Genomic DNA, 8,981 nt, shown 5'->3' on the forward strand with positions numbered 1-8,981 from the left:
GCCGGCATCATCGCCAATGCCGGTACGCTCGGCATTCTCATCCCGCCATCCATCGTCATGGTCGTCTACGCGGCGGCGACCGATGTGTCCGTCGGGCGCATGTTCCTCGCGGGCATCATTCCGGGCCTGATCGCCGGCTTCATGCTGATGGCGGCCATTTATGTCATGGCGCGGATCAGGAAACTGCCCGCCGAACCCTGGAAGGGCTTTCTGGAGATCGTCGAGGCCGGAAAGGATGCCGGCTGGGGCCTGTTTCTGATCGTCATCATTCTCGGCGGCATTTATGGCGGCGTCTTCACGCCCACGGAAGCAGCCGCCGTCGCAGCCGTCTATGCCTTCCTGGTGTCGATCTACATCTATCGCGACATGGGCCCGCTCAAGGGCATGCGCTGGGTCGAGGACACCGACAGCCGGCGCGCGAAGACGGGCTTTCTCGCCTCGGTTTACGGCATTTCCTTCCTGTTTGTGTTCCTGATCCTCGCCTTCTTTGCCACCGATGGCATCGAAGCCACCTGGGCGAGCCTGACATCAAGGGGCATTGCCGGCGTCGTCCTCGCCATCGGCGTCGTCATTGCCTATACGCTCTGGCGCGGCGAAAATGCGAAGGCGAGCCAGGTGCCGGCCTATCTCGTCGCCGGCGTGCCGATCTGGTACCGAAACCTGAAGGCCAATATCCTCAAGACGCCGTTCTGCATCTCGCATGAGGATACCCGTCACACGACCGTAGGGGCAGCAAAGACCACGGTGATGCTGATGTTCATCATCGTCAACGCGCTGCTCTTCGCCCATGTGCTGACGGCGGAACGCATTCCGCAGGCGATTACATCGGTCATGGTCGATGCCGGCTTCAACTGGTTCACCTTCCTGATCGCGGTCAACATTCTGCTTCTGATCGGCGGTCAGTTCATGGAACCGTCCGGCCTTCTCCTGATCGTCGCGCCGGTGGTGTTCCCGATCGCAATGGAACTCGGCGTCGACCCGATCCATCTCGGCATCATCATGGTGGTCAACATGGAAATCGGCATGATCACCCCGCCGATCGGGCTCAATCTGTTCGTCACATCGGGGATAACGGGCATGAGTCTGATCAAGGTGGTGAAGGCCGCAGCGCCCTTCGTGGCGGTGCTGTTCGTGTTCCTCATCCTGGTCACCTACGTGCCGTCGATTTCTACGGCGCTGCCCTACTGGCTTATGGGGCCGGAAATCGTGACGCGATAACCTCTCGCGACCAGTCCCCCGGTGGTTCTCTTGCCTTTCGGGGGACTGTTGCAACGCATGGGCACGATGCGATCCGCAGCGCGAAAGAAGGTCAAGCGGAAGGCGAGGCAGCGGCGTTGCGTGATCAGATTTCGATCTGCATGCCGAGTTCGACCACCTTTTCAGGCGGCAGTTTGTAGAAAGCCGTTGCCCTGAGTGCGTTGCGGTTCAGCACGGCAAACAGCTTCTCCCGCCAGCGGCGCAGGAAGAAGGCATCCTGAGAGGGAACGATCGTTTCATGGCCGACGAAATAGGTGACATGCTCGAGATCGATGCTGTCGTCGGTCTCGCCGAGAAGCCTGAGCGCGACCGGGATGTTCGGCGACTGCATGAACCCGTAATGCACATGCACCACCGAGAAATTCTGCCCGAGATCCCGGACCTCAAGCCGCTGGCGGGCGTTCACCTTCGGCATCTCCTCGCTCTCGACATGCAGGAGAATGATCCGCTCGTGCAGCACCGGCAGATGCCAGAACTGATGCTGGAGCGCCGGCGGCACGTGCGGCAGTGACGCGGTCAGGAAAACCGCTGTTCCCGGAACCCGCGGGACATCCTTGTGGCGCAATTCTTCCAGAAACGCATCCAGATATTGCCCCTTCCGGTTCAGATAGGTGATGAGCCGGCCGCGACCGGCCGCCCAGGTGCGCATGACAATGAAGACCCCTGCCCCGACCGCCAGCGGTAGCCAGCCGCCCTCCATGATCTTCAGGCTGTTGGACACCAGGAAGGTCAGGTCGATCAGGGCAAGACAGATTATGAGCGGCAGGACGAAACGGGCTTTCCACTTCCACCGGTAAACCATCACGAAATAGAGCAGGATCGTGGTAATCACCATGGTCGTGCTGACGGCGATGCCATAGGCCGCCGCCAGATTTTCCGAACTGCGGAAGGCCAGCACCAGCGCCACGGTGGAAACGGCCAGAAACAGATTGATCGAGGGGACATAGATCTGCCCGGTTTCTTCCGCGGATGTCTGGCGGATCTCGACGCGGGGAAACTGCCCGAGCTGCACGGCCTGCCGTGTCAGGGAAAAGGCCCCGGAGATGACGGCCTGGGACGCGATGATGGTGGCCGCCGTTGCCAGCAGGACCAGCGGAATGCGCAGGAAGCCGGGGGCCAGGCCATAAAAGGGCTCGCCCGCATGGGCGCTGTCGGACAGCACCAGAGCACCCTGCCCGAAATAATTGAGGACGAGGCAGGGAAAGACGCAGACAAACCAGGCAAGCCTGATCGGCGGGCGTCCGAAATGCCCCATATCGGCATAAAGCGCCTCGCAACCGGTGACGGCAAGAAACACCGCGCCCATCACGATGGCGGTCATGCCCGGTCTTGCAAGGCCGAATTCGACTGCATGGACCGGGCTGAGGGCCTTCAGCACAACCGGGTGATGAATGATTTGCGCAAGGCCGAGCAGCGCGATGGTCAGGAACCAGACGAGCATGATCGGCCCGAAAAAGACGGCGACACGCGCCGTACCGCGCCATTGGACCGAAAAAAGCCCGAGCAGAATGACGATGGTGATCGGGATGATATAGCCGGCGATCGTCGGCTCGACCGTCTCGACGCCTTCTATCGCGCTGAGCACGGAGATCGCCGGCGTGATCATGCCGTCGCCATAAAGAAGGGCCGCGCCGAACAGGCCGACCACCAGCAGGGCGCCCTTGCCCCTGCGCGAAGCGCCGCGCCAGGGCTGGAGAAGGGCAAGAAGCGCCAGAACCCCGCCCTCCCCGTTATTGTCGGCGCGCATAACCAGCAACAGGTATTTGAGCGAAACGACGATCACCAGCGACCAGACGATCATCGACAGAATGCCGAGCACGGAGGTCTCGTCCGGCGTCGCCTTCCCGAGCGCCGTGCGGAAGGCATAGAGCGGGCTGGTGCCGATATCGCCATAGACGATGCCAAGCGCCGAAACCGACAAAGCCGCCAGCCCTGCCGGCTGTTTTTCGTCCTGCCCGGTCGTCAACGTCCCGCCTCCCGAGAAATACGCGCGACCCAGCCAGCGCGATTTCGTGATGGTTTCAGATTTTCCGCGAATATCCAAGGGCACACGATGCAAACACGCCGCACGCCTAAACCGCCCGGTCTTCGCGCCGGCTGATCATTCCTCGTCTTCCCTGCCTTTGGCGCCGCGCGTTATCGCGCCGCGAAGCCCGCCGCTGACGAGCGCGTTCACATCGTTGGCAACGAGCAGCGGATCGATGCCGCCCCAGGTCATCAGATAGCGCGAGCGCCACTCCGGCGCGAACTTGTCCTTGTAGTCGCGCAGGCCCGCGAAATTGTAGAAATGGCCGCCAAGCCGGGAGACGGACCCCGCAACATGGTCCCAGATCCTCGGGTGACGAGAGGATTCCAGTCCGGTCAACGGCGCCATTCCCAGCGAGAATTGCTGAAAGCCTTCCTGCCTGAGGGCGAGCATCAGCGCGACGAAAAGAAAATCCATGGTGCCCGAAGGCGCGCTGGAGGCGTGACGCATCAGATCGATGGTGCCGACTTTTCGTGTCGCGGTCTCGAAGATGTTGGCGAAGGCGACGATCCGGCTTTCCTTGCGCACCAGCGCCAGCCGGAAGTTCTGGAGATAATCCTCATCGAAACGGCCAAGCGAGAACCGCTTTTCCCGCACATGTTTCTCGCCGAGCCATTCGTCCGAGATCGCTTTCAGTTCGGCCATCAACGCTGCGGAATGGGGCGGCGCGGCAATCTCCATCCTCAGGCCGTCACGCGTCGCGCGGTTATAGGCCTGCCGGAGCTTGCGCCGTTCCGGCCCCTCCAGGGCAAAGGTTCCGAGATCCACCACAGCCTCCTCGCCGAGCTTGCTCGGTATGAAACCGGCATCGACAAAGGTAGCCAGATCGTCGGCCGCGATCTGGTAGAAGGCCGGCCGGCAATTGGCCCGCTTCGCTTCGGAGACGAAGGCATCGATCAGTTCTGAGGTCGCGTTTTTCTGTCCGACAGGAGGACCGAGAGCCACGAAGCTGCGGCCATGGCGGCCATACATCACGAAGGCACTCTGATCATCGGAAAACAGAAACAGCTTGTCTCCCGACAGCGCAAAATTCGCATCGGGATCATCCTGACCGGCAATCAGCGAACGCAGGAGAGCGAGATCGGCTTCGGAGCCTGATGGCGAGGCCCCTGCCCTTGGCCTCAGCGCGAGGAACAACAGCACGATCAGCGACACCGAAACGCTGATGCCGGCCGTGCGCAGCGCCCGCGGCATATTCGCGTCGAATGCGAACTGCCACCAGCGGGAATGGGAATATTCGGCATCCTGCTGGGCGAACAGGAAAAACAGGACAACGCAAATGGCAAACCCGGCCCAAAGCGCAAGCGATGTCATGGAGTGCTGGCCGGCCGAAAGCGGCGTCCTGCGATCGAAACGATCCCGTGAGACCCAAAGCACCGCCGCCAGAAAGGCAAGCGCGAAAGCGAGACCGAAATCGAGCCGCTGAAGGAGCAGGGAAATCACGGCGAGACCCAGGATCACAATCGCCATGTAGAAGGCGCTGCGCGAGCGCGCCCGCAAACCATTGGCAAGCACGATGAGAATGCCGCCAGTCACGCCCATGATCACGTTTGAAAGCTCGAAGAGGCCGAGCGGAACCGCCGGCTGCAGCTCATCAAGAATGGCCTTCGGGATCGGCACGATGCCATCCAGAATGAGGAAGAGTCCTGCGAGAAAGGTCAGACCGGCGGCGGCGGTCGGCATCAGAGCGGTCAGGGAAGAAAGCACAGAAAGCGCGCTGAGCGCCTTTCCCGTCGGCTTGGCAAGCGGCGCTATTCTTTCGCGGATCTCCACGCCGACAAGGATGAGGACGCCGGCCAGAAGCGGCAGAAGATAGTAGATGATCCGGTAGACGAGCAGCGCCGCGGCGATGCCGGCCGCCTGATCCGACACGGTTGCGAACGCGCCAAGGATGACGGCTTCGAAAACGCCGACGCCGCCCGGAACGTGACTGAGCACCGCAGCAACCGCCGCCGCTGCGAAAACCGCAACGAAGGTCGGGAAGGTAACGACCGCCGATGCGCCGGACGGCAACAGGATATAGAGCGTTGCCGCCGCGAAGATGATGTCGAGGAGCGAGAACAGAATCTGAAGCGCCGCATCGCGGGGGGGCGGCATGACAAATCTGAAACGGCCGAACCCGATCGGATGCCGGGCAACCGAACTCCACGCGACGCCAATCGTCACCACGGCGAAGGCCGCAAGCGCCGCGACCCTGATCGTTTCGGTCGACAACGGAACGAAGTGCTCCATTGCCGCCGGATGCCAGGCGATGGCCGCAAAGCCGATCACGGTGACGCCGATGCCGAAGGCCATTGCGCAATAGGTCGAGACCACGGTGATATCGGCAATGGAGAGACCAAGGCCGCGATAGAACCGATACCGGACGGCTCCTCCGGACAGGACGGCAAGCCCGATTGAATTGCTCAGCGCATAGGCGGTAAAGGAGCCCAGTGACAGGGTCGGAAGGGGCACCCCCTTGCCGACATAGCGCAGCGCCGACCAGTCATAACCGATCAGCGCCGCATATCCGCCGGCGGTGGCCAGCAGGGCAACAAGCAATGAATGGGTCGGCGTCAGTTTTATCCGGCTGATGACCTCGGAAATCGTGATCCCGTGCAACGCCTCGTAGACGGCGAATGCGCCGAGGCCGAACAGAATGAACGTGGCCAGCACAGGTCCGAACTTCCGGACGAATGAGACTGCTCGGCGCTTGGCCGGTATGGGTTGATCGCCTTCAGAAACCATGGATGACCCGACAAAAAGGGCGGCCCGAAGAACCGGCCGCCTAACCGTTCGGAATCGTAACGTGCAGTTGGCAAATGGTCAATTTGCCATGACCGCGTCATCGTGCCTGAACACAGGCATCATGTTACCTGACCGGTCCTACCTCGCCGACCTTCTGAGCTGCGCCAATCCCAGCAGAAATCCAAGCCACAGCGCGATGATGTGGCCGATGTCGGCAAGCGGATCAAAAGCAAACGCAATCTTCAGCCCGATCATCAGGAGCACGACCGCCAAAAGCGGAAACCGCCAGCGCATGCCGGACAGGGCAAGTCCGACAAGCCCGAACCCGCCCAGCGACATGCCGACATCATGCGCCGCCGACAGGCCCGTGGTGTCCGGCCACAGGGTGATCCCCAGCAGCAGCAGGCACGATGCCGCAAGATCGAGGGAGAAGAACAGGACAAGGGTCGAGACACTGCCCCGCTTCCATTCCGTATAACCCAGAATGGCGGCCGCGAAGAAAAACTGGCGGATCAGCATGCCCCGGTCGTGGGAGAGAAAAGTGGCCGTCACGAACCGCCAGATTTCTCCCGACCATACGGCATCCTTGCCGATGCCCCAGTCTGCCAGAGCGCTTGCCGGCAATTCGCCGGAAAAGGTGCCGGCCAAGGCATTGGCGACCAGCATGACCGCCAGAAACGCCAGCGTAAAACGAAAGCGCCGGAGTGTTGCATAGAGTATCAATATATCAATCCACTCCGGAAGGCGGCAGACAATCAGGCTATTCTTCTGCCAAAGGCGGAAGCCGCCGCGGATAACCATTTAGCCGGGCTGCCGCCGATGGCGAGAGCGCGGCGCTCGCTGCCTTTCTGATTGGCCTGGTCCATATCCGCCCCTTCACGTTTTCGCTGGATCGAACCAGCCGCCAGGCGGGGCAAAGCGTATCATCTTCTCGGTGCCCCAGGTGCCGGGCTTGTATTTTTCCGGCTGCGCCTTGTCGTCGAGGATCGGCTCGAAGATCGTCCAGGCGAGTTCGGCGGCGTCCTCGCGCGTGAACAGTTCGCGCCGGCCGGCCATGGCATCGCCGATCAGCCGGTCATAGGGCGCGAGATCACCGACGCCGTCATCGACGGCCGCAAGTTCCACCGCCTCGCCCCGCATGTCCTCGCCCGGCGACTTGCGCCGCGCGCCAAGGCCGATCGCGATTTCCGGGCCCAGCCGGAAGCGGACATAATTGGCGCTGGAATGCTCCACCGTGTCGAAAAGCGCGATCGGCGGGCGCTTGAACCGGACCACGACCTCGGTCGCGTGCACGGGCAGGTTCTTGCCGGCGCGGATGAAGAAGGGCACGCCGCTCCAGCGCCAGGTGTTGAGGTGAAACCGCACGGCGGCAAAGGTTTCCGTCGTCGAGCCGGCGGCAACGCCCGGCTCGTCAAGATAGCCGTCGAACTGGCCGCGCACCACGTCGTCATGCGTCAGCGGTGGGATTGCCTTCAGGATCTGCACCTTTTCGTCCACCAGATCGTCGGACGAACCGGTCACCGGCGGCTCCATCGCCAGAAGCAGCAGCACGTTGACCAGATGGTTCTGGATCACGTCGCGGATGCAGCCGACCTCGTCATAGAACTTGCCGCGTCCCGCCACGCCGAAATCCTCGGCCATGGTGATCTGGACGCTGTCGATATGGTCGCGGTTCCACACCGGCTCCAGAAAGGCGTTGGCGAAGCGGAAATAGAGCAGGTTCTGGATCGCTTCCTTGCCGAGGAAATGGTCGATGCGGAAGATCGCATCCTCCTCGAACACCGCATGCAGCACGGCGTTGAGCGCCTCGGCCGATTCCAGATCGCGCCCGAACGGCTTTTCCACCATCAGCCGGGCGCCGCTGGCGATGCCCGCCTTGTCGAGCCCGCCCGCCACCGTTTCAAACAGCGATGGCGGGATGGCGAGATAATAGAGCGGGCTCTTGGCGTCGCCGAGCGTCTCGCGCAGCGTGTCGAAGGTCGACTGGCTGCGATAATCGCCGGAAACATAGGATAGAAGCCCGGTGAATTTCGCAAACACCGCCTCGTCGATCGCCTCGACATGGGTCTCCACCGCGTCCCGGGCGCGGGCAATCAACTGGTCGAGGGTCCAGTCGTCGAAGGCGACGCCGATCACCGGCGTCACCAGCGCGCCCCGCTTCACCATGGCGTAGAGCGAGGGAAAGATCATCTTGTGGGCCAGATCGCCGGTCACGCCGAACACGACCAGGGCGTCGGATTTTTGCTCCGTCATCGTCTCGACCTCCGACCCGTCACGATTTTTCCAGATGGCCGCCGAAGGCGTAGCGCATCGCCGAGAGAATCTTGCCAGCAAATTCCGCCTCGCCGCGCGAGGAGAACCGCTCGAACAGCGCCGATGACAGGATCGGCGCGGGAACGCCGGTGTCGATTGCCGCCTGCAATGTCCAGCGGCCTTCGCCCGAATCCGACACCCTGCCATCGAAGCCTTCCAGATGCGGGTTCTCCTTCAGCGCCGCCGCGGTCAGGTCCAGAAGCCAGGAGCCGATCACCGAACCATGACGCCAGACCTCGGTCACGGCCGCGAGATCGATGTCGAACTGGTAGTATTCCGGGTTCGAGAGCGGCGTGGTCTCGGCGTCGACTTCGCGTTCTGCCTTGCCGGCATTGGCCGCCTTCAGCACGTTCAGCCCTTCCGCATAGGCCGCCATCACGCCGTATTCGATGCCGTTATGCACCATCTTGACGAAATGGCCCGCCCCGGTCGGCCCGCAATGGAGATAGCCCCGCGATGCCGTGCCCGTGGATGCGTCCGGCGCTGCCCCCTCATCGGCGCCCGGCGCAAGCGAGGCGAAGATCGGGTCGAGCCGCTTGACCGCCGCCTTCGGGCCCCCAATCATCAGCGAATAGCCGCGCTCGAGACCCCACACGCCGCCCGACGTGCCGGCGTCGATGAAGTCGATGCCGGCGGGCGAAAATTCCGCGGCGAGGTC

Annotated in this window: 6 protein-coding genes; 1 reads left to right on the top strand and 5 read right to left on the bottom strand. The window is 62.4% G+C overall.

The genetic code is table 11. The annotated features are described in order from the left end of the window. Positions 1-1,218: TRAP transporter large permease (locus AC5DC2_RS14160; RefSeq protein WP_491698936.1), on the top strand; the 1,218-nt coding region annotated here is incomplete at its 5' end. A gap of 124 nt (positions 1,219-1,342) precedes the next feature. Here the strand turns inward: AC5DC2_RS14160 and AC5DC2_RS14165 are convergent. From AC5DC2_RS14165 to AC5DC2_RS14185, 5 genes are all read right to left on the bottom strand, one after another. Beyond that, positions 1,343-3,223 (bottom strand): potassium transporter Kup, encoded by a 1,881-nt coding sequence (locus tag AC5DC2_RS14165; protein WP_081725705.1) that lies wholly within the window; start codon positions 3,221-3,223, stop codon positions 1,343-1,345. 135 nt (positions 3,224-3,358) lie between these two features. Next, positions 3,359-5,938 carry a bifunctional lysylphosphatidylglycerol flippase/synthetase MprF gene (mprF, locus tag AC5DC2_RS14170; protein ID WP_491698937.1) on the bottom strand — a complete coding sequence of 860 codons (2,580 nt, stop codon included), beginning with the start codon at positions 5,936-5,938 and terminating at the stop codon, positions 3,359-3,361. Positions 5,939-6,148: 210 nt separating this feature from the next. Then, positions 6,149-6,733, bottom strand: coding sequence for a hypothetical protein (locus AC5DC2_RS14175; RefSeq protein ID WP_197489635.1), 585 nt, complete (start codon positions 6,731-6,733; stop codon positions 6,149-6,151). Positions 6,734-6,886: 153 nt separating this feature from the next. Further along, complete coding sequence (zwf, locus tag AC5DC2_RS14180; RefSeq protein ID WP_491698938.1) at positions 6,887-8,263, bottom strand: glucose-6-phosphate dehydrogenase; 1,377 nt, start codon at positions 8,261-8,263, stop codon at positions 6,887-6,889. 19 nt (positions 8,264-8,282) lie between these two features. Next, the coding region (locus AC5DC2_RS14185) for an NADP-dependent phosphogluconate dehydrogenase (RefSeq protein WP_491698939.1) at positions 8,283-8,981 on the bottom strand (699 nt) is incomplete at its 5' end.

This window comes from Martelella sp., from assembly GCF_984369615.1.

Excerpts from the sequence above, each read along its gene's own strand:
- zwf (WP_491698938.1), bottom strand. The coding sequence starts at position 8,263 with ATGACGGAGCAAAAATCCGACGCCCTGGTCGTGTTCGGCGTGACCGGC.